We start from the raw sequence: 24,189 nt of genomic DNA, 5'->3' as shown, positions 1-24,189 counted from the left end.
GGACAAACTTCAGGCAAAAAAAATCCCAAGCAGCTGATGGACGCTTGGGACTTAAAAATGCATAAACCGTGGTGGTGAACGCGAAGCAATCTTACCTAAAACCGACACTTGTAACAATATATTTTGAGGACCGTTCGGTTAATTAATTTTATAAGTGCTTAAATATTCACACTATTTTTGTGGAGCTTGAACAATCCTATAACGACCAGTGTCGTAACTGAGCATCTATTAGAGCGCCAAACAGAGAGCCCAGCACGATGGCTGGGCCCTGGTTATTTTCTGTTTTCCATCATCTTATCGGCGAGCGCTTTGGCCCTTTCAATCAATAGATTCTGCCTGTCTTCGTGAGTAGCCCCTCCGACAACGGGTGCCGTCAGATTGCTTTCCGCAATCAACGCAGCGCAGAAGTATTGATCCCAAACAGCCTTGCCCTCAGACGCCTGTTTGTTCATTTGGTCGGCGATCATATGCGGCTCCTTTTGGTGGGATAGCACCGCTATCTTACGCCTGAACCGCAAACAACCTCAGCCGCTGAAGACCAACGCAAACGCGCCGCCACACAAACTTTCCGACACAAGACAGTTTCATTTCCAAGAACTCGTTAACCTTTTGCAAATTCTTGCCGATGTCTCAAGCTTAGGGCATAGGAGCAACACAGATGAGAAACAATCAACCCGTTACACAACGTGAGGTTGCCCTTGGACCTCAACAGAAACTCATCTCGACAACGGACTCACGAGGGGTCATCACTTACTGCAACGACGCCTTCGTAGACATCAGCGGTTTCAACAAGTCAGATCTGATAGGCGCCCCGCAAAACATCGTTCGTCATCCTGACGTGCCATCCGCCATATTCGCCCATATGTGGAGCGCCCTCAAACAAGGCAACCCATGGATGGGCATCGTCAAGAACCGCTCCAGGAACGGCGACCACTACTGGGTCAATGCCTACGTCACGCCCATATTTGAAGGGAGCCAAGTCGTTGGTTATGAGTCGGTCCGGGTAAAACCGAGCATCGAACAAATCCGCCGGGCCGAAGCTCTCTATAAACGAATCAACCGGGGCAAGTCTGCCGTGCCCGGCAGCGACAAATGGCAACCCGTCTTGATGGACTGGCTGCCGTTCCTGGCGATGGGCTTAGCGGGGACTTTGGGCGGTGTTTTCCTCAGTCCTCCCTTGGCAGCATTGGTAGCCGTAGGTGTATCGGCTCCGATGGGCCTGATTGCTTCGCGCCGACAGAAGCGCGGTGCGCTGCATCTGCTGGAAATGGCAGAGGCTTCCACTTCCGACCAACTGATCGCGCAAATGTATAGCGACGAGCGAGGTCATCAGGCGCGTCTTGAAACGGCCTTCGTGAGCCAGGCATCACGCCTCAAGACTTGCCTGACACGCTTACAAGACACCGCAGAGCAACTCACCGGGCTGGCCGGAAGATCTGATGCTCTCGCCTCCGACAGTTCACGTGGACTTGATCGCCAACGAATCGAAACCGAGCAGGTATCGGCCGCCGTCAATCAGATGGCAGCGACCACGCAAGAGGTCGCAAGCCACGTCCAGCGCACTGCCGACGCCACCCAGGCAGCCAACGTGCTGACAGGCCGCGGACGTGACGTAGCCCGGGACACCCGCGACGCCATTCAGCGGCTCTCCAATGTGGTAGGCGAGACAGGCCAGACCGTCGCGCAACTGGCCAAAGACAGTAACGAAATAGGGACGGTCGTCGATGTGATCAAAGGCATTGCCGATCAAACCAACTTATTGGCGCTCAATGCCGCAATCGAAGCTGCACGCGCGGGAGAAATGGGCCGAGGTTTCGCGGTCGTCGCGGACGAAGTGCGCCAATTGGCACAGCGAACAACCGAGTCGACAACCCAGATTCACGGCCTGATTTCCAAGCTACAGGTCTCTTCAAACAACGCCGTGAAGACTATGGAAAGCGGCCAGCGCCAGGCCGAAGAAGGAGTTGCGTGGGTGCTGGAGGCCGATAAAGCCCTGATCGGCATCAGTGAAGCCGTCGCCAACATCACCGATATGACCACCCAGATCGCGGCCGCGACTGAAGAGCAGTCGGCCGTCGCAGAGGAAATCAGCCGCAACATCACCACCATCGCAACCCTCGCCGATCAGACGTCTGAGCAAGCCAGGCATTCCGCCGAGGTAACCAAGGAACTAACACAGACAGCTAAAACTCAGTATTCGCTGGTTGAGCGCTTTAACCGATAGCCCCTGCTCTTACTGATCAGGGATCTAAATAGAAAAAGCAGGATGATCAATCCTGCTGTTTAAACAAGATCTCCTTAACAATTTCGCTGACTGACTATACCGTTTGTAGGTGAGCGGCTGGAACTGCTAAACGCCAGACAACAAAAAAGGGCCCACCTTTCGGTGAGCCCTTCTAGACCGCCCAGCAGAGCGGATTTTGTTTGGTAGGCGCGATTGGACTCGAACCAACGACCCCCACCATGTCAAGGTGGTGCTCTAACCAACTGAGCTACGTGCCTGCTGTGAGGCGGCATTCTACGGAATTCCGGAGGGGTGTCAACACCTTTTTTCGAGCTAACCCTATGAATATGCAAAATATTTAATTTAGCGGCGGTTAAGAAGATTTTCCGGTGGCTGGCGGTCGATTTTTAACTCGGGTAGGATCGAGGCACTCGTAAAATATATTAAACAGAGGCAGCCGGATGGCGAACACCCCCTACCCCGAATCCTATTACGCCGCGTCGGCCAATGCGGTTCCGCCGCGCCCGGCCTTGCAGGATGACGTAGAGACTGATGTCTGTGTGATCGGTGCCGGTTACACCGGTCTGTCCTCAGCCCTGTTTTTGCTGGAGAACGGTTTCAAGGTCACGGTGCTGGAAGCCGCCAAGGTGGGTTTTGGTGCGTCGGGCCGTAACGGTGGGCAGATCGTTAACAGTTATAGCCGTGACATTGATGTGATCGAACGCAGCGTCGGTCCCAAGCAGGCTCAGTTGCTGGGGCAAATGGCGTTTGAAGGCGGGCGGATCATTCGTGAGCGGATCGCCAAATATAATATCCAGTGCGACTTGAAGGACGGTGGCGTGTTCGCCGCCATCACTGCCAAGCAGATGGGCCATCTGGAATCGCAGAAACGCCTGTGGGAACGTTTTGGTCATACGCAGCTTGAGTTGCTGGATCAAAAGCGCATACGTGAAGTGGTGGCCTGCGAGCACTACGTCGGCGGCATGCTCGACATGAGCGGCGGGCACATTCACCCACTCAACCTGGCGTTGGGCGAAGCGGCGGCGGTCGAGTCGCTGGGCGGTACTATTTATGAGCAGTCGCCAGCGGTCCGCATTGAGCGCGGCGCAAATCCGGTGGTGCATACGCCACAGGGCAAGGTCAGGGCCAAGTTCATTATCGTGGCCGGCAATGCCTATCTCGGCAATCTGGTGCCGGAACTCGCGGCCAAGTCGATGCCTTGCGGCACTCAGGTCATCACCACCGAGCCTTTGGGCGATGAATTGGCCAAGCGTCTGCTGCCGCAGGATTACTGCGTCGAGGACTGCAATTACCTGCTCGATTACTACCGCCTGACCGGCGACAAGCGCCTGGTCTTCGGGGGTGGTGTTGTCTATGGCGCGCGGGATCCGGCGAACATCGAAGCGATCATCCGGCCGAAGATGCTCAAGGCGTTCCCGCAACTCAAGGACGTGAAGATTGATTACGCCTGGACCGGCAATTTCCTGCTGACCCTCTCGCGCCTTCCCCAGGTCGGGCGGATCGGCGACAACATCTACTATTCCCAGGGTTGCAGCGGCCACGGCGTCACGTACACGCACCTGGCGGGCAAGGTGCTGGCCGAAGCGCTGCGTGGCCAGGCTGAGCGTTTCGACGCGTTTGCCGATCTGCCGCACTACCCGTTCCCCGGCGGGCAATTGCTGCGCACACCGTTTGCCGCGCTGGGTGCTTGGTATTACGGGCTGCGGGACAAGTTCGGGTACTGAGAACGACTGAAATCCTTTGTAGGAGCGAGCCTGCTCGCGAAGGCGGCGAAACAGTCAACATGGATGTTGGATGTGCCGGGCTCTTCGCGAGCAGGCTCGCTCCCACAAGGGGAATGGTGTCTAAAGTCGATCCCGTGCGATGCCGCTGCGGATTCGCAGGATGTCGGCGAGTACGGCGAGGGCAATTTCCGCAGGGGTTTTACTGCCCAGATTCAGGCCGATGGGCGCATGAATCCGCGCCAGCTCTGCGTCTCCCAACCCACCAATCCTGCGCAACCGCTCGAAGCGCTTCTGCGAGGTCTGCAGGGAGCCCATCACACCGATGTAAAACGCCTCGGTGCGTACGGCTTCCATCATCGCCAAATCGTCGATGCGCGGATCGTGAGTCAAGGCCACCACCGCGGTGTCGCTGTGGCAGCCGCCATCAGCAATGAACACGGACGGCAATTGACGACGAATCTCAACGTTTTCCAGCACGACACCTTCCAGCACCTCGTCGCGCGGATCACAGAGAATCACCTCGAACCCGAGGCCAACCGCAAACTCCGCGCACACCTGGGCGACGCTGGAATACCCCGCCAACAGCAAACGCTGAGCCGCGCCGATCCGCACGCGCACCCGATCAATCTCCCGTTCGATGCGCACGCCCTGCTCACGATCAGTGAATAGGCTGCGTGCACCGCTGGCCAGATCGATCTCGCGGATCAGCCGCCGCTGGCCGAGCAACGCTGACTCCAGTTCCCGCAAATGAGCCTGAACCTCGCACCCGGATTCGAGCTTCTCCACCAGTACATCGAGCACACCACCGCAGGGCAAACTCACACGAGAATGCGGATCGTCGCCTTCGCCATAACGGACCACGCTGACCGCATCAACAAACGCGCCCTCGGCGACGCGTTCGAGAAAGTCTTCCTCGACGCAGCCGCCGGACAGCGAGCCGATCCATTGTCCGTCGGTATTCACCGCCAGCAACGAACCCGGCGCGCGCGGCGCCGAGCCATAGGTGGCGAGCACCGTGCACAGCCAGATGCGCTGGCCGGCCATCGACCATTCCAGCGCCCGGCGCACGACTTGCAGATCGAGATGCTGCATGTCAGTGCGCCTTGTGCTCGAGTGGCGGTGCATCGGCGCGCAACGTCTGCACGTCGCTCACGGCCAGATCACCTGTCTGACCACCCCACCCTTGACGCAGGTAGTTGAGCAGATCGGTGAGTTGCTCGTGACTGAGCTTCTCCGCGAACCCCGGCATCGGTTGCATGTGTTCGAACCCGGTGAATTTCTGCTCACCAATGCCGTCGTCGATCACCCGCACCAGGTTGCGCGGATCTTCCAGGCGCAGCGTGGTGTTGCCGCGCATGGCCACGGCGATGTGCGGCTTGCCCTCGCCGCCGACCGCGTGGCAACCGGCGCAGACGTTCAGGTAATCCTGACGACCGCGCTGGGCGCTGGCACCGAGCTTGTCCAGCGGCACGTCGGTCAGTACCTTCGCGGTCGGCGGTTGATCGCCGAGCAGGAAGGTTGCCATCGCTGCCAGGTCCGGGTCATTGAGGCCTTGGGTGCTGTTGTGAAACACCGGGAACATCTCGTTGAACATCGTGCCCTGGGCGCTCATGCCGTGTTTGAGGAACGTGCTCAGGTCCTGATGATTCCAGCCGCGAGCGGCCAGGTCGTTGGCCAGCAGGCTAGGCGCCAGATAGCCGTTGAGCACACCGCCGGTCATGCGTTTGTCCTGCTGCATCGCGCCCGGCAAGCCGCGCGGGGTGTGGCATTCGCCGCAGTGACCGAGCACATCGACCATGTACTGGCCGCGCTTCCAGGCTTCGCTTTTGCCGTCGGTCGGCGCCAACTTCACGTCCTTGCCGTAGAGCATGTTCCAGCCCGTCAAGCCCAGGCGCACGTTGAACGGAAAGCTCAGGCTCGTGACCGGCGCTGCCCGTTCGATCGGCTCGACGGTTTTCAGGTACGCGTGAATCGCATCGGAATCTGCGCGCGGCATCAAGTGATAGGAGGTGTACGGCATCGCCGGGTACAGGTTCGCGCCGTCGCGACGCTTGCCCTCGGTGAGCGCGGCGAAGAATTCGTCATCGTTGTACAAACCGATGCCGTGCTCTTTGCTCGGGGTGATGTTGGTGCCGTAGATCGTGCCGAACGGCGAGACGATCGGCAGCCCACCGGCATACGGCGCGCCACCCGGCGCGGTGTGGCAGGCCATGCAATCGGCGGCGCGGGCGAGATAGGCACCACGAACGACTTGATCATCCGCATGAGCCAGCAACACAGACGCAGCCAGACCCGCCGCCAATGCCAGACGGGACAGTAAATGCTTCATGCTCAACCCTCCTTGACCAGGCCGAGATCGGTCAGCACGTTGCGCGTCGCGCTGTAATACCGCACGTAGCCGGTGCAGCGGCAGATATGGTGACCGAGGCTGTCCTCGATGACTTTTTCCAGCTGGCTTTTGACGATGGGCTGACGTTGCAGCTTCTCCACCAACACCGTCGCGGCATTTACAAAACCCGGTGCGCAGTAGCTGCACTGGAAGGCAAATTCATCGACGAAGCGCTGCTGGATCGGATTGAGTTCGGTGACCTGGCCCTGTTCATCGCGGGTCGCGTGGCCTTCAATGGTCCGCACTTTTTTGCCTTCGAAATAGTGCGCACCGGTGATGCAGGTGCGCACTTCTTCGCTGGTGCCGTCCGGGTTGTCGACGATCACTACGCAGGCGTGGCAGATGCCCTGGCCGCAACCCAGGCGCGAGCCGGTGAGGTTTTTGTATTCGTGCAGGTAATCGATCATCGGCAGGTCATCAGGGATGTCCACCGGGCCGACGGATTGACCGTTGAGGGTCAGTTGAAGCGGACGGTTAGCCATTGAGGGCCTCCTTGATGCGGGCAGAAGTGATAGGCAGGTCGCGGACCCGTTTGCCGATGGCATGCGCCACGGCGTTACCGATGGCACCGACCACCGGGATCATCACCACTTCGGCGATGCCCTTGGATGGATCGCTCGGCGACAGCGGCGGCAGGATTTCGGCCGTCTGCGTCCACACCGCCACGTGGCGCGCCATTGGCAAGCGGTAGCGGTTGAAATTCCAGTCACCCTCCCCCGGCCCGCCTTCGTAAAGCGGCATCTCCTCCATCAACGCATGGCCGATGCCCATGGCGATCCCGCCTTCGAGCTGGCCCTTGACCAGTTCTTCCACCAGCACCCGACCGCACTCGACCCACGAGTGGTGGTTGAGCACCTGCACTTCGGCGGAGCCCTTGTTCACTTTCAGTTCCACCAGCGTCGCCACCGGGCTGTAATACGTCACCGCCGCGTTGTTCAACTGCGTGTCCGGGTAATGCACGTTCTGGCGATCCAGCAAGTGAAAACCGGCGCTGTTCATCTGCGCCTTTTTCACGCTCGGCGCGCCATCGCCGTACTTGACCGCCAAGCCGTCCAGCGGCAGACGTTCACGCACGCCGTCGATGCTGAACTCGGCCTCAGCCCAGCTCCAGCGGTTGAAACCGTGCACGGTCGCGCCGGTCACCAGGCCTTTTTCGTGGGCGTGCCTGGCCAGTTGCTCAAAGCTCAGCGGCTGCATGCCGTTGGCGGTGAGTCGGCCGTCGACCCAATGCGCATCTTCACGGCGCACCACATACGGGTTGGCCTGGCCGCCGTAAGGGCCCTGGCCCCAGATCTGCAACGCCGCCGGCCACAAACCGTGGTTGAACAACACGCGCGCCGCTTCACGGGTGGCGTGGCTGAAGTAATAGGCGGAGTTGGTCGCCGATGAGGCCGAGGCGAGTTTGCCGACCCAGCGCGGATTGCGCAGCACATTGTCCTGCTCGGCCTGGCTCATGAGGTACGGGTTGCCGCCGGTGATCAGCTGCAACTCTTTCCATTCGGTCTCGCCGGTCTTCACTTCAGTCGCCGGGACGCCAAGGAAATCCGCCACGACCAAGGCTTGCGAGGTGGACATGCCGGTGCCGATTTCGATACCGATGTGGCGCAGGGTGATGTGCCCATCAGCGGTGAATTCGATGCTGGCCATCGGCGCTTCGGAACCGGTGCCGAAGTCTTTCTGGCAGATGGCAAAACCGACGCCGTACCAGTTGTCCGGGTCCCGGGCTTCGCGCTGCTTTTTGATCGCGTCGCGGTTTTTCCAGACTTCGTGGACAGCGGCTTTATCGAGAATTTCGTGCAGGCGCAACGCGCCTGCCGGCACCGCGCCCTGGGTGTTTTTCATGCCCGAGACCATGGCGTTTTTCTTGCGCAGATCAATGGCGTCAATGCCGAGGCGATCGGCAATCTCATCGACCATCATCTCGGTCGAGGCCATGCTTTGCAGGGTGCCGTATCCACGCATCGACCCGGCTTCAACGGCGCGGGAATGGTAGGCGGTGACCTGCAAATCGTTCTGCGGCATGTAGTAGATCGACTGCGCCGCCGTGGCGCCAACCGCCGCCACAGAGGGGCTGTAGTTGATCCGTCCACCGCCGTCGACGTTCATCTCGGCGCGGAAAATCTTGAAGCTGTGATCGGTTTTGTCCACCGCCAGTTGGTAGCGGATGTCGAACGGGTGACGCTTGATGCCGCTCTGGAACTGCTCGTAGCGATCGTTGGCCAGACGCACCGGCACACCGGCGCCGTACAACGCCGCAAGCGCCGCGTAGTACACGAAAATGTTGTGATCTTTGGAGCCATAACCGACGGTGTAGCCCGGGTGCATGTTCAGGTTGGCCAGGCCGAAACGCGACGGTGCGATCATCTTCGCGGTTTCGGTCGCGGTCTCCAGCGGGCACTGGGTGGCGACGACAAAATGCAGGGTTTTGGTCGCCGGGTCGTACCAGCCGTTGCCGTTATCCGGTTCCATCGCCGCCGGTTCGATTGACGGGGTTTTGTAGCGCTCGTCGAACACCAGCCAGTTGTCTGGCGGCGTGTCGATTTGCTGCTTCATGCGCTCGGCGTAGAACAAGCCGCGCTCGGTCAGGTTGCCGTGCAGGTTCGGTTGGGAATTCCACACCGGACGACGGTTGCGCAGCATCGGGAACAGGATCGAATCCTTCAGGCTGGCGAATTCGTCTTCATCCGCCGAGGTCGCCCCACCGACGCGCACGTAGCGGAAACTGCCGTAGGGATCGCTTTCGTAGAACGGCACTTTGTCGCCGTAACGAATCGCTTTGTCATTGAATTTGAGTTTGGCCTTGGCCTGGCGGAAGCGTTCGAAGTCGTTCCAGATCAGGATCGCCACGGGATGGCCGATGAACATCGGCACCTTGCCCTCCGGCAGCAGCGGATCCGGCGCGTGCTCTTCCGGGAAGGCGATGCCGTCCTTGTCCAGGTCGGCGGCGGTGACAATGCGGTCCGGCTGCAAGTCGGCGCCGAGCCACGTCAGGTCGTAACCGGCATAAATGCGATCGGCCTTGGTGGTCTTCAGCAGCATGGCGTGGCCTTGTTGCTGCGGCCAGCCCGGCATGTCCTTGGCGCGGATGTCGCGGGCAAACACTTTGCTGCCGCAGACCTTGGACAAGGCATCGTTACGCGAGCGCGCCTTGCCGTTGTTGCCGAGCCATTGCTCGGAAGGCACGGTCACGCTGTTTTCCATCAAGGCCGCCAGCGCCTGACTGCTGAGCGGCGTGAGCGTCACGCTCACACCCGCCACCAGCCCGCCCTGAAGGAACGAGCGCCGGGATATTTCACGGTTGGACATGGATCATCCTCTGGGCGGTTATGGGTCCGCCCTTCTGGTTATGTTCTGGGGATCTCGAGTCTTGCAGAAGCCCTTTTTGACGAGGCAAAGGGCTGTGTTGACAGTGCAAAGCTGACCGAAAGGTTAACTTTATAGGTATATCGGCTTGTAGAAAACAACTGGCAACAAAAATCTGACCAAAGAATCAGAAAACCGCCGCTTTCCGGCGAAGCAAATCGATGAACAAACCCAACTCCCGGCTGATGTGTTCACCCTTGCGCAGCAACAATCCGAACGGTGCCAGTTGCACATCCAGCTCCACCGGCAGCGCCACCACCAGACCCATTTTCAGGTAGTCGCGCAACGCGGTTTCCGAGAGCACCATGATGGCGTCGGTCAGTTGAATCAGTTGCTGCATCGAGTACACCGAGCTGCATTCGATGATGTCGGCGGGTGTCGGCAAGGCCAGGCGCTGCAAGGCCTGATCCAGCCCGATGCGCGCCGGGCTGGTTTCCGGCTGCAGGATCCACGGCCAGCCGCTGACCAGTTCCGAGAGTTCGAGCGTTTCCCGTTGCACCAAGGGATGACCGGCGTGAACGACAACCAGCAACCGTTCGTTGCCCAGTTGTTCGAACTCGTAATGTTCGCTGTCGGTGGCAGCGTTGCGACGGGCAATGGCGAGGTCGATGCGGCCCTGCTCCAGCAACTGGATCACCTGATCGCTGGTGTCGCCCATGATGCGAATGCGCAATTGCGGATTGAGCGCCTTGATTTCGGCAATCGAATCCATCACCAGGTCCGGTGCGGCGCCCATGATGGTGCCGATGGACAGATAACCGTAACCGCCCTGCTGCCGCGCGATCAGGTCTTCGGCGCAGCGGTCGAGGCCGCTGAGGGCGGATTCGGCGAAACGAATCAACTCGCTGCCCAGCGCTGTTGGCCGCATTCCGCGCGGCAGGCGCTCGAACAGATCGCAGCCGAACATGTCTTCAATCTCATGCAGCATCCGGGTCGCCGCCGGTTGCGACATGTTCAGGCTTTGCGAGGCGCGGTGCAGGTTCTGGCTGCTGCTGAGCGTCACCAGCATGTGCAAATGCTTGTAGCGCAGGCGGTTGAGCAGACTGCGGGAGATGATCGGCGTGGTCATGGCGGGCCTTTGTTATCGATACCTTTAAGGTATCAGTTGTGAGCTAGATTCGATTTGTAACGCATCGATCCGCGGCCGTACAGTCTTTCCCATAAGAACAAATGCCCTACCAAAGGAAAACTGCGATGAAGACTCTACCTGCGCCTCTGCTCGCCAAAATTTCCTGGCGGCTACTCCCCTTCCTGCTACTGATGTACATCATGGCCTTCCTCGACCGCGCCAACGTCGGGTTCGCCAAGCAAGCCTTTCAAGCCGACACCAACATCAGCGACGCCGCCTTCGCCTTCGGCGCCGGGGTGTTTTTCGTGGGTTACGCGCTGCTTGAAGTGCCGAGCAATCTGATCCTGCACCGTGTCGGCGCCCGCCTCTGGATGTGCCGGATCATGGTGACCTGGGGGCTGGTCTCCGCCGCCATGGTCTTTGCCCACACTGAAACCAGCTTCTACGTCCTACGCTTTTTGCTGGGCGTGGCCGAGGCCGGTTTCTTCCCCGGCGTGATCCTTTACCTCACCTACTGGTTCCCCAGCGCCGCGCGCGGCAAAGCCATGGGCTTTTTCTACTTCGGAGCACCGCTGGCGTTCATCTTTGGCAGTCCGTTGTCTGGCTTGCTGCTGGAGCTGGACGGATTTGCCGGCGTCCACGGCTGGCAATGGCTGTTCGCGGTTGAAGGCTTGATGGCCACGGCGGTGGGCGTCTGGGCCTATTGGTATCTGGACAATCGCCCGGCCGACGCGAAGTGGCTGACGGTTGAAGAACGCCAGCAAGTGCAAGGCATCCTCGATCAAGAAGACAGCCACAAACAGAATCATGGCCGCAGCCTGCTCAATGTTCTGTGCCAACCCTCAGTCCTGTACTTGTGCCTGATTTATCTGCTGATTCAGGCCAGCGTCTACGGCGTGGTGTTCTATCTGCCGACCCAGGTCGGCGGGCTGCTGGGCACCAAGGTCGGGCTGATGGTCGGACTGGTCACGGCGATCCCATGGATCTGCGCGATAGTCGCGGCGTACCTGATTCCCGGCTACAGCGACCGCACCGGCGAACGTCGCCGCACCGCCTGCCTGACGTTGCTGATGTCCGCGGCTGGAATCGCCTGCTCGGTGACCTTCGCCAGCCCGTTCCTCGGCATCGTCGCCCTGTGTTTCGCCGCTTCCGGTTTCATCGCTGTGCAACCGGTGTTCTGGACCTTCCCTTCCAGCTATCTCGCCGGCAGCGCCGCTGCAGCCGGGATTGCCCTGATCAACTCGTTCGGCGCCCTCGGCGGCTTCATCGCCCCGGTCCTGAAGAACTGGGCCGAAGGCGCCTTCCATTCACCGGCCGCAGGCTTGTACGTGCTGGCCGGCACCACCGTCATCGCCGCGTTGCTGGTCCTGGGCATCCGCTCACCCGTCCACAAGCCTTCCAACACACCGGCCACCGTTTAACCTGAGGAGTCACACCATGGGCATTCCAACCATCAAACACGTCCGAGCCTTCACGTTGAGAGGCGGCGGCGCGGATTATCACGATCAGGCGGACGGTCACTGGATCGACGATCACATTGCCACGCCGATGAGCAAATACCCCGAGTACCGCCAGAGCCGCCGCACCTTCGGCATCAACGTGCTCGGCACGCTGGTGGTCGAGATCGAAGCCAGCGACGGCACGGTCGGTTTCGCCGTCACCACCGGTGGCGAGCCTGCCGCGTACATTGTCGAAAAACACTTGGCGCGTTTCCTCGAAGGCGCACGGGTCACCGACATCGAAAAAATCTGGGACCAGATGTACCAATCGACCCTGTATTACGGTCGCAAAGGCATCGTCATCAACACGATCTCCGGGGTTGATCTGGCGTTGTGGGACTTGCTCGGCAAGATCCGCAAAGAGCCGGTGCATCAGTTGCTCGGCGGTGCGGTGCGCGACGAATTGCAGTTCTACGCCACCGGCGCCCGTCCGGACCTGGCGCAGAAAATGGGCTTCATTGGCGGCAAGATGCCGTTACACCACGGTCCGGCCGAAGGCGAGGAAGGCCTGCGCAAGAACCTCGAAGAACTGGCGACCATGCGCGAGCGGGTGGGCCCGGACTTCTGGCTGATGCTCGATTGCTGGATGAGCCTGGACCTCAACTACGCCACCAAGCTGGCGGTCGGCGCCCACGAGTACGGCTTGAAGTGGATCGAAGAGGCTCTGCCGCCGGACGATTACTGGGGCTACGCGGCCCTGCGCAACAACGTGCCCAAAGGCATGCTGGTGACCACCGGCGAACACGAAGCCACCCGCTGGGGTTTCCGCATGCTCCTGGAAATGGGCTGCTGCGACATCATCCAGCCGGACGTCGGCTGGTGCGGCGGGATCACCGAACTGGTGAAGATTTCCGCCCTGGCCGATGCCCACAACGCGCTGGTGATTCCTCACGGCTCTTCGGTTTACAGCTACCACTTCGTCGCCACCCGGCATAACAGCCCGTTCGCCGAGTTTCTGATGATGGCGCCGAAGGCTGACGAAGTGGTGCCGATGTTCCACCCGCAATTGCTCGGCGAACCGGTGCCGGTGAACGGCCGCATGCGCCTGTCGGCACTCGACCAGCCAGGTTTCGGCGTGACCCTGAATCCGGAATGCCACCTGCATCGGCCGTACAACCGCTGAGAAAGGACCCCGCTATGAACATGCCTCACAACGCTTTCAAGGCCGCGCTGAAAAATCCGGCGACCCAGTACGGAATCTGGGCCGGTTTCGCCACCGGCTACGCCGCCGAAATCGTCGCCACAACCGGTTACGACTGGATGCTGATCGACGGTGAACACGCGCCGAACACCGTGCCCGGCGTACTCGCGCAATTGCAGGCGGTGGCGCCCTACTCCACGGCGCCCGTGGTGCGTGCGGTGACGGGCGATGCCAACCTGATCAAGCAACTGCTGGATATCGGTGCGCAGACGCTGATGATTCCGATGGTCGAAACCGCAGAGCAAGCGGCCGCCCTGGTGCGCGCCATGCGCTATCCGCCGCATGGCATTCGTGGCGTCGGCGGCGGCCTGACTCGCGCCACGCGCTGGGACGGCGTGCCGGATTATTTGAACACCGCCCATGAGCAGTTGTGCCTGATCGTTCAGGTGGAATCGCGGATTGGCGTGGAAAACGTCGAAGCGATCGCCGCCGTCGAAGGCGTCGACGCGGTGTTTATCGGCCCGGCGGATTTGTCCATCGGCCTCGGCCATGCCGGCAACCCTGGCCATCCTGACGTTCAGGAACGCATCCAGCACGCAGTGAAAGCAACGCTCGCAGCCGGCAAGGCTTGCGGCATCCTCGCGCCGAACGAAGAAGACGCGCGCCGCTATCAAAGCTGGGGGTGTCAGTTCATTGCCGTGGCCATCGACATCAGCCTGCTGCGCCAAAGCGCCACGGCCACCCTGGCCCGCTATCGCACACCCGCCACCGAACACGCGCCGTCGCGCACTTACTGATCAGCCAAGGAGTCGCCCCAATGTCGTCCGTGCCCGTGTACGAAAACTTCATCAACGGCCAGTTCGTGGCCAGCACCGACCATATCGATGTGATCAACCCGGCCACGGGTGTCATGCTGTCGAAAGTCCCGGCCTCGACGGCCGAAGACGTCGACCACGCCCTTGCCGCCGCGCGCGCCGCGCAAAAAGACTGGTCGCGCAAACCGGCGATTGAACGCGCCGGGCATCTACGCCGGATCGCCGCCAAGCTGCGGGAGAACGTCCAGCACTTGGCCCGCACCATCACCCTCGAACAAGGCAAGGTCAGCGGCCTGGCGGAAGTGGAAGTCAATTTCACCGCCGACTACCTCGACTACATGGCCGAGTGGGCCCGGCGCATCGAAGGCGAAATCATCACCAGCGACCGGCAGAACGAAAACATCTTTCTGTTTCGCAAACCACTGGGCGTGGTCGCCGGGATTCTGCCGTGGAATTTCCCGCTCTTCCTGATTGCCCGCAAGATGGCGCCGGCCCTGCTGACCGGCAATACCATCGTGATCAAACCCAGTGAAGAAACCCCGAACAACTGCTTCGAATTCGCCCGGCTGGTGGCCGAAACCGATCTGCCGGCGGGCGTGTTCAACGTGGTTTGCGGCGATGGTCGAGTGGGCGCGGCGCTCAGTGCGCACAAGGGCGTGGACATGATCAGCTTCACCGGCAGCGTCGACACCGGTTCGCGAATCATGGCCGCCGCCGCACCGAACATCACCAAACTCAACCTGGAACTGGGCGGCAAGGCGCCGGCCATTGTGCTGGCGGATGCCGACCTTGATCTGGCAGTAAAAGCCATTCGCGATTCGCGGATCATCAACAGCGGTCAGGTGTGCAATTGCGCCGAGCGGGTGTACGTCGAACGCAAGGTCGCCGACCCGTTTATCGAACGCATCGCAGCGGCGATGAGCGCCACCCGTTATGGCGATCCGATTGCCCGGCCAGAGGTGGAAATGGGCCCGCTGATCAACCGTCAGGGCCTGGACAGCGTCAACCGCAAAGTGCGCACGGCCTTGAGCCAGGGCGCGAGTCTGATCAGCGGTGGGCAGATTGCCGATTTGCCGAACGGCTTTCACTTCCAGCCCACGGTATTGGCCGGGTGCAGCGCCGACATGGAGATCATGCGCGAAGAGATTTTCGGCCCGGTGCTGCCGATCCAGATTATCGACGACCTCGACGAAGCCATCGCCCTGGCCAACGACTGCGACTATGGCCTGACTTCGTCGATCTACACCCGCGACCTCAGTAAAACCATGCACGCAATGCGCGAGCTGGATTTTGGTGAGACTTACGTCAACCGCGAGAACTTCGAGGCCATGCAGGGCTTCCATGCCGGGGTGCGTAAATCCGGGATTGGCGGCGCGGATGGCAAGCATGGGCTTTACGAGTACACCCATACCCATGCGGTTTACTTGCAAGGCTGAGTCTTGCGGCGTTGCTGATGCCGCTATCGCGAGCAGGCTCGCTCCCACAGGGGATTGGTGTTGTTGATTAAATCTATGCAACAACACAAAACCAGTGTGAGAGCGGGCCTGCTCGCGATGGCGTCGGGTCAGTCAACGCGATGCCGTCAGAAGTCGACGGTCGCCGAAAGCAGATAGGTCCGCGGTGTCGACAGCGTCAACCCTGGCTCACTGTCATCCGACGCCCCGGCCGAACTCCAGTAGCGCTTGTCGGCCACGTTCTCGATGTTGGCGCGCAATGTGATGTTCTTTTCCTCGACCTTGAACGCGTAGCGTGCGCCCACGTCGAAACGCTCCCACGATTCGATCTCCTTGTTGTTGGACTGGTCCAGATACTGCGAACTGGAATAGATGCCCCGGCTGGTGAGGGTCAGGCCCTGCACGGGCGGCACGTCCCACTCGGCGCCCAGGTTGACGTTGTATTTCGGAGTGGCCGGCGCCCGGTTGCCGTCGAAGGTGCCATTGGCGGTGTTGGTCAACTCGCTGTCGATATACATGACACCGCCGAGCAAGCGGAAACCCTCGAGCGGTTCACCGAACACACTCAGTTCCACACCCGTGTTTTCACGCTTGCCGTTCGGGCCGAAAACCCGCGTTGTGGCGTTGGTCTCATAGGCAGGCTGCTTGATCCGGAACACCGCAGCGGTCATGGCAAACGCGCCGGCGTCATACTTGGCGCCGACCTCGACCTGGCGGCTGATGAATGGCGGGAAAATCTCGTCTTCGTTGATCGAGGTCGATGGCGCGATCTTGCCTTGGCTCAGGCCTTCCATGTAGTTCGCGTACAGCGACAGCTTATCGGTGGCCTTGAACAGGATGCCGCCCGACGGCGAAACCTTTTCCTCGTCGTAGGCGGTGTCGCCTTTGACGTTATCCGACCAGTCGTCGACCTTCACCCGCTGCCAGCGGGCGCCCAGGGTCAGCAGCAAACGGTCATCGAAGAATCCCAGGGTGTCGGACAAGGCCACGCCGCTGAAGCGGTTCTCGGTATAGACCTTCGGATCCTGGCGCGTCGGCCTGACCGGCGTCGGTGTTTCCACAGGGTTGTAGAGGTTGCTGGGGGCCGCCGCGTAACGTGCGCCGCCATTTTCGAAGTCCATGTAGAAATAACTGGCCGCCAGATTGACCTCGTGGCTCACCGGGCCGGTATGAAACCAGTTGCGCACCCCAGCCGTGGCCGTCCGGACATTTTCGTCGCGGGTGAAATCACGGGGTTGAACGCTGAAATCGCCCTTGTCGTTGGTGACCGCGACGGCATGCCGGAGAAAATCATGATTGCTTTTGCGCGCGCCCACACCGCCGTAGAGCATCACGGAATCGTTGACGTCGAATTCGGCGTTCACCGTGCCGAAAGTGTCGTTGGTACTCGCCTTGCTCCAGGGTTGCGCATAGTTGTGACGCACATCGCTGGCATGTGGAACCTGCGCGTTGGCGTTGACCTGCACCCGCTCCTGCGGCGCGTCGGTATCACGCTCGGTACGGCCGACGTCCGTCGAGAGACGCAGGCGTTCACCGCGAAAATCCAGGCCCAGCACGGCCATCTCGCGGTCGACATTCTGCTGATCCCATTCGGTGTCGCCAGACTGCTTGACGCCATTGAAACGAATGCCGAACTTGTTGTCTTCACCAAAGCGCCGGCCAACATCCACTGCGCCGCCGACCTGGCTGTCGGAAGCGTACATACCGGTAAACGAAGTAATGGGCTTGTCGGTGGCGCGCTTGGCCACCACGTTGATCCCGCCACCCACGCTGCCCCGCGGCGAGATGCCGTTGATCAGTTGGCTCGGACCTTTGATCACATCGACACGATCGGCCATCTCCATATCAATCGTATAAGTCGGCAACACGCCGTAGAGACCGTTGTAGGCAACATCACTGTTGAACAGGCTCAACCCTCTAATGGTGAACTGCTCATAGCGCCCACCCGCCGGGTTCGTGGCACGAACCGATGGATCGTTGGCGATCAGGTCGCCCAAGGTCCGCGCCTGCTGGTTCTTGACCACCTCGCTGGTGTAGGTGGTCATGCTGAACGGCGTTTCCATGAAATCTTTGGAGCCCAGCAAGCCTTGCGAACCGCGACGCGCGACCTGGCCGCCGGCATACGGATCACCGCCCACCGGGTCGATGGAACCGAGAATCGAGGTGGCGCCGAGTTGCAGACCGCTGCCTTCGGGCGCCGAGGTCAGGATGTAGGCCTGCTCGCCCACCGGTTGCAGTTGCAGACCGGAACCCTGCAACAGCCGCGCAAAGCCCTCCTCCACGGCGAACTCGCCGGACAGACCGGGGCTGTTGCGACCGCTCACCAGCGCCGGGTCCACAGACAGATTGACCCCGGCCAGACCCGCGAAACGGGTCAGCGCTGCACCAAGGCTGCCTGCCGGCACCTGATAACTGCGTCGAGGCGCGTCTTCGGCCCAACCGGCGGTGATAAACAACGGACAGGCACTGAGGCTCAGCAACAGGCTCAAGTGCATTAACGGGCGCAGGCGGGATGAAGCCAAACGCGGACTCGACGGGAACACTGCGGGCATTGAAGAAGCTCTCTTGATTCGTTCACTTGCCTTGAATGACAAGCGACGCGAAAAAAGGGGACACCCTTCAAACACTATTTTTACGCGGCAGCAGCGTGACCCAATAACGCGTACGCGAATGCACCTCCAGCGGCAAGCTGGCCGCTAACAGCGTGAGGATACGATCGGTGTCTTCCAGGCGAAAACTGCCGGTGACACGCAGGGATTCCAGTTCCGGCTCCCAGCGCAGCACACCCGGGCGATAGGTGCTGAGTTCACGCAGGAAATCACCCAGGGGCTGGTTCTGTGCCATCAACACACCGTCTCGCCAGCCTGGAGCAAGCACGTCGAAGGGCTCCACAGCGCCGGCACCTGCCGCCTGAAGGCTGACTTGCTGGCCTGCGCGCAATGAAAAGACCGGTCCGCGCAAAGGCTCCAACTGCACCGCGCCGTTGAGCACCGACACCCGGCAACCCGTCGGCCACTGGCGAACACACACTTCGCTCTGACTGACGACTACCTGGCCGAAGTGAGTCTGGATCCTCAGCGGCGACGAACCGGGGACTTTCAGGGCTATTTCGCCCTCCACGAGCTTCAGTAGCCGAGTGTTCAGATCGATATCGACGGCGCTCGCGGTGTTCAATTGCAGCGAGCTGCCATCGGTCAACCGGACTTTCTTGCCCTCGCCGGTCGCCGTGCGCAGGTCGGCGCCCCAGACATCCAAAGGCAACTGCCGACTGATCAGCCAGGCAGTCGGCACCAACGCCACCGCTCCCACGGCGCGCTTGAGCACCGCACGCCGGCTCGGCTGCGGCCTATCCAGACTGGCCATCGCCAATGCTGACGGCAGGTCGCTAAAACGTTGACGCAAGCGTTGCGCTTTCTGCCAGGCCTGTTCGTGACTGGAATGGCTGTCACGCCAGGTCTGCAACTCCGCACGGTCCTGCTCATTGGCAGTGCCCGATTCCATCAACGCCAGCCACTGCGCGGCAGCCCGCATGACGTGGCGGGCGTCGGCTGAAGGGGCTGAACCGATCACAGGTCCACCAGCAGGCAGTGTTCGTAGGCTTGGGCCATGTAGCGCTTGATCGTGCGTTCGGAGACTTGCAGGCGCTCGGCGATTTGCTGGTAACCCAGGCCTTCCAGTTGGCTCCAGAGAAATGCCCGTCGTACCGGGGTAGGCAATCCATCGAGCAATTCGTCGAGGGCTTGCAGGGTTTCCAGCAGAATCCAGCGCTGCTCGGGGGATGGCACGCAGTCTTCAGGCAGCAGCGCCAGGGCGTTGAGGTAAGCCTGTTCGAGGCTGCGGCGCTTGTAGAAGTTGGTCAGCAGCCGTTTGCCCACGGTCGCCAGGTAGGCGCGGGGCTCTTGCAGGTCAGCAATGTGCTGGGAGCTGGCGAGCACACGCACGAACGTATCCTGGCTCAGGTCCGCCGCATCATGACCATTGCTCATGCGCCGCCTCAACCAGTTTTCGAGCCAGCCGCGATGGTCGCGGTACAAGTCATGGAAGGTTTGCTCCTCCGGCATCGCTGCATCGCTCATTTCAAGAAGCCCTGTGCCAAGGAGTTATCGTAAATGAGAGTGATTCTAATTAATGTCAGGCGTGCGAAGGAAGCCCTTTATGCATCGACTGAGCAGAAAGGTTCATTGGGGAGGGTATGGAGGAGAGAAAAGCCAAATCGCAGACACAAAAAACCCCGGCCTTTCGACCAGGGTCTTTGCTATCGACTCGAAGATTGCCAGCGGCTTTCTTCGTAGCTCCAAGGCGTTCAGCGGGCCTTGAGGCAGATATGGCGCAGCGGACGGGACTCGAACCCGCGACCCCCGGCGTGACAGGCCGGTATTCTAACCGACTGAACTACCGCTGCGTATCGCTTTGAGCTGACGCTCAATTAACTCGTCTGACTGAAAGCTCCGAGATTTTTCAATCTCTCTTTCAGTCTCGAATCAGGTCAAGCCTGACTCGGAAAATATGGCGCAGCGGACGGGACTCGAACCCGCGACCCCCGGCGTGACAGGCCGGTATTCTAACCGACTGAACTACCGCTGCGCGTCGGTGGAGGCTTTTAACAGCTTCCATCTTGCTTTCGCAAGACTCTCGGATTTGGTGGGTGATGACGGGATCGAACCGCCGACATTCTGCTTGTAAGGCAGACGCTCTCCCAGCTGAGCTAATCACCCGTTTGCATCTCCGAGGCCGCGAAATTTACGCAGGTAGCGAACCTAAGTCAATAGCAGGATTGAAGTTTTTTCAAAACAGCTCCAAGTACAAGCTTCAAACGGCAAGTAAAAGCAGGATCGCGTATTCAGGGCTTGCACGGGCTCGCATTTACTTGCCGCTTGTAGCTTGAGACTTGCAGCTTCTACTTGTAGACCATCTTCTTGGTCATGCCGCCATCGACCACAAATTCCTGGCCGGTGACGAACCCGGCATTCTTCGACAACAGCCACGCCACCATCGCCGCGACGTCTTCGACAGTCCCGACCCTGCCCGCCGGATGCTGGGCATGGTCGGCATCGGTCAGGGGGGCGGCACGTCGTGCCGCCGGGTCTCGCGCATCGATCCAGCCAGGGCTGACCGCGTTGACGCGTATTTCCGGCCCAAGGCTGATGGCCAACGCGTGAGTCAGGGCCAGCAGGCCGCCCTTGCTCGCCGCGTAAGCCTCTGTATCAGGCTCTGATTGCCCGGCACGGGTCGAGGCCAGGTTGACGATCGCACCGCTGTGAGCGCGCAGATACGGCGCACAGTGTTTGGCCAACAGCATTGGCCCACTGAGATTGACCGCCAGCACCCGGTTCCAGTAAGCCAGGTCGAGGCTTTCCAGGGTGATGTTGTGCGGGTCGGCCACCGCCGCGTTGCACACCAGCGCATCCAGACGCCCGAATTGACCCAGCACCTCGGCAACGCCCAGCGCCACTTGCCCCTCGTTCGAGACGTCCATGGCGACGAACCAAGCGTTTGCGCCCAGCACTTTTGTCACCTTCGAACCACGCTCTCGATCAAGATCGGTCAGCACCACCTGCCAGCCTTCGCTGATCAGCCAGGCCGCGATCCCCAACCCGATGCCGCGTGCAGCACCGGTGACCAGTGCAACGCGGCCATGGGTGCCGGTACCCGGCGTCGCCAACTCGATCACAAGGCCGCCAACCCGCGCGCCAGATCGGCTTGCAGGTCTGCCACGTCTTCCAGACCGACAGCGATACGGATCAGGCTGTCACGAATGCCCGCCGCTTCACGCTCTTGCGGCGCCAGACGGCCGTGGGAGGTGGTGCTCGGGTGCGTGATCGTGGTTTTGCTGTCGCCCAGGTTGGCGGTGATCGAAATCAGACGGGTCGCATCGATAAAGCGCCAGGCGCCCTCTTTGCCGCCCTTGACCTCGAAACTCACCACGGCGCCGAAACCTTTCTGCTGGCGCAGCGCCAGTTCGTGCTGCGGATGGCTCTTGAGGCCGGCGTAATGGACTTTCTCGATGCCATCCTGCTGTTCCAGCCACTCGGCCAGTTGCTGGGCGTTGGCGCAATGCGCCTTCATGCGCAGGCTCAGGGTTTCCAGCCCCTTGAGGAAGATCCAGGCGTTAAACGGGCTCAGGGTCGGCCCGGCGGTGCGCAGGAAACCCACCACTTCTTTCATCTGCTCGCTGCGACCGGCGACAACGCCGCCCATGCAACGGCCCTGGCCGTCGATGAACTTGGTCGCCGAGTGCACGACGATGTCCGCGCCCATCTTCAGCGGTTGTTGCAACGCGGGGGTGCAGAAGCAGTTGTCGACCACCAGCATTGCGCCTTTGGCATGAGCGATTTTCGCCAGCTCGGCAATGTCTACCAGCTCTGCCAATGGATTGGACGGCGACTCGACGAACAGCAATTTGGTGTTGGCCTTGATGGCTGCGTCCCAACCGGACAGGTCCGCCAAAGGCACGTAGTCGACTTCGATGCCGAAGCGCTTGAAGTACTTTTCGAAGAGACTGATGGTCGAGCCGAACACGCTGCGCGACACCAGCACGTGATCACCAGCGCTGCACAGGCTCATGACCACCGCCATGATCGCTGCCATGCCGGTGGCCGTGGCGACCGCTTGCTCGGCGCTTTCCAGCGCGGCAATGCGCTCTTCGAACGCGCGAACGGTCGGGTTGGTATAACGCGAGTAAACGTTGCCCGGCACTTCACCGGCAAAGCGCGCAGCCGCATCGGCAGCGGTACGGAATACGTAGCTTGAAGTGAAGAACATCGGATCACCGTGTTCGCCTTCCGGCGTGCGGTGCTGACCGGCGCGTACGGCCAGGGTATCGAACGCTACGCCTTCGAGGTCGCTGTCCAGCCGACCGGCATCCCAATCCTGACTCATGCTGTCACTCCTTGCCTTGTTCTTTATCAGTAGATACAAAACCGGCCCCTCAGGGCCGGTAGTTACTCAGTTGTTGTACAGATCAATGATCGCGCTGACGGCCTGCGTCTTGACCTTGGAGGCATCGTTACGTGCCTGCTCGATCTTGTTCAGGTAAGCCTCGTCGACGTCACCGGTGACGTACTGGCCGTCGAACACCGCACAATCGAACTTCTCGATCTTGATCTTGCCGCCACCGACCGCTTCGATCAAGTCAGGCAAGTCCTGATAGATCAGCCAGTCGGCGCCGATCAGGTCGGCAACGTCCTGGGTCGAACGATTGTGGGCGATCAGCTCGTGAGCGCTCGGCATGTCGATACCGTAGACGTTCGGGTAGCGAACGGCCGGTGCTGCGGAGCAGAAGTAGACGTTTTTCGCGCCGGCTTCACGGGCCATCTGGATGATCTGCTTGCACGTGGTGCCACGAACGATCGAGTCGTCCACCAGCATCACGTTCTTGCCGCGGAATTCCAGTTCGATGGCGTTGAGCTTCTGGCGTACGGATTTTTTCCGTGCGGCCTGGCCCGGCATGATGAAGGTCCGGCCGATGTAGCGGTTTTTCACGAAGCCTTCGCGGAACTTGACGCCCAGGTGGTTCGCCAGCTCCAGGGCCGCAGTGCGGCTGGTGTCCGGGATCGGGATGACCACGTCGATGTCGTGTTCAGGACGTTCGCGCAGGATCTTCTCGGCGAGCTTCTCGCCCATGCGCAGACGGGCCTTGTACACCGACACGCCGTCGATGATCGAGTCCGGACGCGCCAGGTAGACGTGTTCGAAGATGCACGGGGTCAGGGACGGGTTGGTCGCGCACTGACGGGTGTGCAGCTTGCCATCTTCAGTGATGTAGACCGCTTCGCCTGGTGCCAGGTCGCGAATAAGGGTGAAGCCGAGCACGTCCAGGGAGACGCTTTCGGAGGCGATCATGTACTCGACGCCTTCGTCGGTGTGACGCTGACCGAAGACGATCGGGCGGATGCCGTGCGGGTCGCGGAAACCGACGATGCCGTAACCGGTCACCATTGCCACGACCGCATAACCACCGACGCAACGGTTATGCACGTCGGTTACAGCAGCGAATACGTCTTCTTCGGTAGGCTGCAACTTGCCGCGCTGGGCCAGTTCGTGCGCGAACACGTTGAGCAGCACTTCCGAATCGGAGTTGGTGTTGACGTGGCGCAGGTCAGATTCGTAAATCTCCTTGGCCAGCTGTTCAACGTTGGTCAGGTTACCGTTGTGCGCCAGGGTGATGCCGTAAGGCGAGTTGACGTAAAACGGTTGAGCTTCGGCCGAGGTCGAGCTGCCCGCGGTCGGGTAACGCACATGGCCAATGCCCATGTGACCGACCAGGCGCTGCATGTGACGCTGATGGAACACGTCACGCACCAGGCCATTGTCCTTGCGCAGGAATAACCGGCCATCATGGCTGGTCACGATACCGGCAGCGTCCTGGCCGCGGTGCTGGAGGACGGTTAGCGCGTCATACAGCGCCTGATTGACGTTCGACTTACCGACGATACCGACGATGCCACACATGCGACGCAACCCCTACTTAATGGATCTGAACTGAACACA

Annotated in this window: 18 protein-coding genes and 4 tRNA genes; 6 read left to right on the top strand and 16 right to left on the bottom strand. The window is 60.6% G+C overall.

The window, feature by feature from the left end:
• Window positions 1-272 precede the first annotated feature (272 nt).
• A complete protein-coding gene (locus QMX98_RS01625; protein ID WP_010455982.1) occupies window positions 273-467 on the bottom strand; it encodes a hypothetical protein in 195 nt (64 codons plus the stop codon).
• A 191-nt stretch (window positions 468-658) separates the two neighbouring features.
• Between QMX98_RS01625 and QMX98_RS01620 the strand changes: the two genes are divergently transcribed.
• Window positions 659-2,224, top strand: a complete 1,566-nt coding sequence (locus QMX98_RS01620) for a PAS domain-containing methyl-accepting chemotaxis protein (RefSeq protein WP_083376297.1) — start codon at window positions 659-661, stop codon at window positions 2,222-2,224.
• 201 nt (window positions 2,225-2,425) lie between these two features.
• Here the strand turns inward: QMX98_RS01620 and QMX98_RS01615 are convergent.
• Window positions 2,426-2,502 (bottom strand) — tRNA-Val (locus QMX98_RS01615).
• Between the two features lie 183 nt (window positions 2,503-2,685).
• On the opposite strand from QMX98_RS01615, the gene QMX98_RS01610 reads away from it, so the two are divergent.
• Entirely contained in the window at window positions 2,686-3,969 is a 1,284-nt protein-coding gene (locus tag QMX98_RS01610) for an FAD-binding oxidoreductase (protein WP_282410136.1), read from the top strand.
• A gap of 120 nt (window positions 3,970-4,089) precedes the next feature.
• On the opposite strand, the gene QMX98_RS01605 is transcribed toward QMX98_RS01610, so the two are convergent.
• The 5 genes from QMX98_RS01605 to QMX98_RS01585 all read right to left on the bottom strand — a co-directional run bounded on the left by QMX98_RS01605 (window position 4,090) and on the right by QMX98_RS01585 (window position 10,790).
• Window positions 4,090-5,061 carry an XdhC family protein gene (locus QMX98_RS01605; RefSeq protein WP_282410135.1) on the bottom strand — a complete coding sequence of 324 codons (972 nt, stop codon included), beginning with the start codon at window positions 5,059-5,061 and terminating at the stop codon, window positions 4,090-4,092.
• Between the two features lies 1 nt (window position 5,062).
• A complete protein-coding gene (locus QMX98_RS01600) occupies window positions 5,063-6,298 on the bottom strand; it encodes a cytochrome c (protein WP_282410134.1) in 1,236 nt (411 codons plus the stop codon).
• Window positions 6,299-6,300: 2 nt separating this feature from the next.
• On the bottom strand, window positions 6,301-6,840 hold the full coding sequence (locus tag QMX98_RS01595; RefSeq protein WP_010455997.1) for a (2Fe-2S)-binding protein: 540 nt from the start codon (window positions 6,838-6,840) through the stop codon (window positions 6,301-6,303).
• Window positions 6,833-9,664 (bottom strand): xanthine dehydrogenase family protein molybdopterin-binding subunit, encoded by a 2,832-nt coding sequence (locus QMX98_RS01590; protein WP_282410133.1) that lies wholly within the window; start codon window positions 9,662-9,664, stop codon window positions 6,833-6,835. Before QMX98_RS01590 ends, QMX98_RS01595 begins: the two co-directional genes overlap by 8 nt.
• 184 nt (window positions 9,665-9,848) lie before the next feature.
• Complete coding sequence (locus QMX98_RS01585) at window positions 9,849-10,790, bottom strand: LysR family transcriptional regulator (RefSeq protein ID WP_010456001.1); 942 nt, start codon at window positions 10,788-10,790, stop codon at window positions 9,849-9,851.
• A 125-nt stretch (window positions 10,791-10,915) separates the two neighbouring features.
• On the opposite strand from QMX98_RS01585, the gene QMX98_RS01580 reads away from it, so the two are divergent.
• Genes QMX98_RS01580 through aldA form a run of 4 tightly spaced genes read left to right on the top strand, consistent with a single transcriptional unit; the run spans window position 10,916 to window position 15,681 of the window.
• Window positions 10,916-12,211: an MFS transporter gene (locus tag QMX98_RS01580; RefSeq protein ID WP_010456004.1), complete on the top strand. Its 1,296-nt coding sequence runs from the start codon at window positions 10,916-10,918 to the stop codon at window positions 12,209-12,211.
• Between the two features lie 16 nt (window positions 12,212-12,227).
• Complete coding sequence (gene rhmD, locus QMX98_RS01575; protein ID WP_172791351.1) at window positions 12,228-13,412, top strand: L-rhamnonate dehydratase; 1,185 nt, start codon at window positions 12,228-12,230, stop codon at window positions 13,410-13,412.
• Between the two features lie 14 nt (window positions 13,413-13,426).
• The gene (locus QMX98_RS01570; protein WP_282410132.1) at window positions 13,427-14,227 is read left to right on the top strand and encodes an HpcH/HpaI aldolase/citrate lyase family protein; all 801 of its coding nucleotides are present in this window, start codon (window positions 13,427-13,429) and stop codon (window positions 14,225-14,227) included.
• A 20-nt stretch (window positions 14,228-14,247) separates the two neighbouring features.
• On the top strand, window positions 14,248-15,681 hold the full coding sequence (gene aldA, locus QMX98_RS01565; RefSeq protein WP_282410131.1) for an aldehyde dehydrogenase: 1,434 nt from the start codon (window positions 14,248-14,250) through the stop codon (window positions 15,679-15,681).
• A gap of 146 nt (window positions 15,682-15,827) precedes the next feature.
• Here aldA and QMX98_RS01560 read toward each other — a convergent pair whose 3' ends face one another.
• The 9 genes from QMX98_RS01560 to purF all read right to left on the bottom strand — a co-directional run bounded on the left by QMX98_RS01560 (window position 15,828) and on the right by purF (window position 24,150).
• Window positions 15,828-18,251, bottom strand: coding sequence for a TonB-dependent receptor (locus QMX98_RS01560; protein ID WP_282410130.1), 2,424 nt, complete (start codon window positions 18,249-18,251; stop codon window positions 15,828-15,830).
• A gap of 67 nt (window positions 18,252-18,318) precedes the next feature.
• Window positions 18,319-19,269 carry a FecR domain-containing protein gene (locus QMX98_RS01555; RefSeq protein WP_282410129.1) on the bottom strand — a complete coding sequence of 317 codons (951 nt, stop codon included), beginning with the start codon at window positions 19,267-19,269 and terminating at the stop codon, window positions 18,319-18,321.
• Complete coding sequence (locus QMX98_RS01550) at window positions 19,266-19,775, bottom strand: sigma-70 family RNA polymerase sigma factor (RefSeq protein ID WP_042932721.1); 510 nt, start codon at window positions 19,773-19,775, stop codon at window positions 19,266-19,268. The genes QMX98_RS01555 and QMX98_RS01550 overlap by 4 nt, the downstream gene beginning before the upstream one ends.
• Window positions 19,776-20,024: 249 nt before the next feature.
• Window positions 20,025-20,101, bottom strand: a tRNA-Asp gene (locus QMX98_RS01545).
• A gap of 105 nt (window positions 20,102-20,206) precedes the next feature.
• Window positions 20,207-20,283, bottom strand: a tRNA-Asp gene (locus QMX98_RS01540).
• A 55-nt stretch (window positions 20,284-20,338) separates the two neighbouring features.
• Window positions 20,339-20,414 (bottom strand) — tRNA-Val (locus QMX98_RS01535).
• Window positions 20,415-20,596: 182 nt separating this feature from the next.
• Complete coding sequence (locus tag QMX98_RS01530; RefSeq protein ID WP_010456018.1) at window positions 20,597-21,370, bottom strand: SDR family oxidoreductase; 774 nt, start codon at window positions 21,368-21,370, stop codon at window positions 20,597-20,599.
• Complete coding sequence (locus tag QMX98_RS01525) at window positions 21,367-22,578, bottom strand: O-succinylhomoserine sulfhydrylase (RefSeq protein ID WP_010456020.1); 1,212 nt, start codon at window positions 22,576-22,578, stop codon at window positions 21,367-21,369. Before QMX98_RS01525 ends, QMX98_RS01530 begins: the two co-directional genes overlap by 4 nt.
• A gap of 66 nt (window positions 22,579-22,644) precedes the next feature.
• On the bottom strand, window positions 22,645-24,150 hold the full coding sequence (gene purF, locus QMX98_RS01520; RefSeq protein ID WP_010456022.1) for an amidophosphoribosyltransferase: 1,506 nt from the start codon (window positions 24,148-24,150) through the stop codon (window positions 22,645-22,647).
• Window positions 24,151-24,189 lie beyond the last annotated feature (39 nt).

The organism is Pseudomonas sp. PS02303 (assembly GCF_029959925.1).
In the GTDB taxonomy this organism is placed as follows: Bacteria; Pseudomonadota; Gammaproteobacteria; order Pseudomonadales; family Pseudomonadaceae; genus Aquipseudomonas; species Aquipseudomonas mandelii.
The sequence above is the reverse complement of the archived record's forward strand: the minus strand, read 5'-3'. Positions and strand labels throughout refer to the sequence as shown.

Coding starts and splice junctions, on each gene's coding strand:
- QMX98_RS01625 (WP_010455982.1), bottom strand. CDS start 467: ATGATCGCCGACCAAATGAACAAACAGGCGTCTGAGGGCAAGGCTGTT.
- QMX98_RS01620 (WP_083376297.1), top strand. CDS start 659: ATGAGAAACAATCAACCCGTTACACAACGTGAGGTTGCCCTTGGACCT.
- QMX98_RS01610 (WP_282410136.1), top strand. CDS start 2,686: ATGGCGAACACCCCCTACCCCGAATCCTATTACGCCGCGTCGGCCAAT.
- QMX98_RS01605 (WP_282410135.1), bottom strand. CDS start 5,061: ATGCAGCATCTCGATCTGCAAGTCGTGCGCCGGGCGCTGGAATGGTCG.
- QMX98_RS01600 (WP_282410134.1), bottom strand. CDS start 6,298: ATGAAGCATTTACTGTCCCGTCTGGCATTGGCGGCGGGTCTGGCTGCG.
- QMX98_RS01595 (WP_010455997.1), bottom strand. CDS start 6,840: ATGGCTAACCGTCCGCTTCAACTGACCCTCAACGGTCAATCCGTCGGC.
- QMX98_RS01590 (WP_282410133.1), bottom strand. CDS start 9,664: ATGTCCAACCGTGAAATATCCCGGCGCTCGTTCCTTCAGGGCGGGCTG.
- QMX98_RS01585 (WP_010456001.1), bottom strand. CDS start 10,790: ATGACCACGCCGATCATCTCCCGCAGTCTGCTCAACCGCCTGCGCTAC.
- QMX98_RS01580 (WP_010456004.1), top strand. CDS start 10,916: ATGAAGACTCTACCTGCGCCTCTGCTCGCCAAAATTTCCTGGCGGCTA.
- rhmD (WP_172791351.1), top strand. CDS start 12,228: ATGGGCATTCCAACCATCAAACACGTCCGAGCCTTCACGTTGAGAGGC.
- QMX98_RS01570 (WP_282410132.1), top strand. CDS start 13,427: ATGAACATGCCTCACAACGCTTTCAAGGCCGCGCTGAAAAATCCGGCG.
- aldA (WP_282410131.1), top strand. CDS start 14,248: ATGTCGTCCGTGCCCGTGTACGAAAACTTCATCAACGGCCAGTTCGTG.
- QMX98_RS01560 (WP_282410130.1), bottom strand. CDS start 18,251: ATGCCCGCAGTGTTCCCGTCGAGTCCGCGTTTGGCTTCATCCCGCCTG.
- QMX98_RS01550 (WP_042932721.1), bottom strand. CDS start 19,775: ATGAGCGATGCAGCGATGCCGGAGGAGCAAACCTTCCATGACTTGTAC.
- QMX98_RS01525 (WP_010456020.1), bottom strand. CDS start 22,578: ATGAGTCAGGATTGGGATGCCGGTCGGCTGGACAGCGACCTCGAAGGC.
- purF (WP_010456022.1), bottom strand. CDS start 24,150: ATGTGTGGCATCGTCGGTATCGTCGGTAAGTCGAACGTCAATCAGGCG.